Genomic DNA, 762 nt, shown 5'->3' on the forward strand with positions numbered 1-762 from the left:
GTTGTGCAGTCGGTTCAAGAGCCAGAAGAGCGGGGAGGCGAACCAGTGTACTTTGCCATAGTCTTTGGCCAGTTGCAGTTTGTCGGCGATGTTGTCGATAACGGAAGTGGTTTGCGGACCGGCATACAGGTTGATAGCGGTTTCGGCTTTTGTACCGGCTTGGATGGCGGCTAAAGGCACGCTGACGCTTGCGCTGTACAAGTTGTCGTTGCGGCGTTTGATGTCGATACGGCAGTCGCCTGCGGTGCAAACGCTTTGGCCGTCTTTAGGCTGCAAAATCCAAGTGGACATGAAATGGTGTTCAATCATGCCGAGCCAGCCGGTCGGCGTTTTGCGGATGTATTCGGCTTCGGATTTGCCGGATTTGGCATCGTCGTCCAAATCAGAGAAGCTGACTTTTTGGAAGCCGCCTTCAGGGGTATAAACCACCGGGCCGACGTAAGAGCGGGTGAAGTAGCCTTGGCCTTCGGGTTCGCTGTGGTCGCGGACGATGCGGTAGTCTGCGCTCAGGTTGACAGGTTGGCCGTTGCTGTTGGTAATGTCAAAGCGGACGTTAACCAAGTAGCTGCCTTTGGTGAAAGTATAAACTTTGTTGATTTTCAGGCCGTTGGTTTCAGGTGCGCTCAAGCGGACTTCAACTTTGTCGCCTTCCAAACTGTATTGTTTTTGCAGAGCGGTAAAGCTGATGCCTTTCAGAACGTTGTTGCCTTGTGCGTCCAAAAGCTCGGATTGGGCAACGTAGGTGTATTCCTTGCCGTCGTT

1 protein-coding gene is annotated in these 762 nt (G+C 53.0%); it reads right to left on the reverse strand.

The window, feature by feature from the left end; genetic code table 11:
* On the reverse strand, positions 1-762 hold a 762-nt coding region (yidC, locus tag ACTHUM_RS16250; protein ID WP_440403457.1), incomplete at both ends, for a membrane protein insertase YidC.

The sequence above is a fragment of the Neisseria sp. P0021.S006 genome (assembly GCF_051956895.1).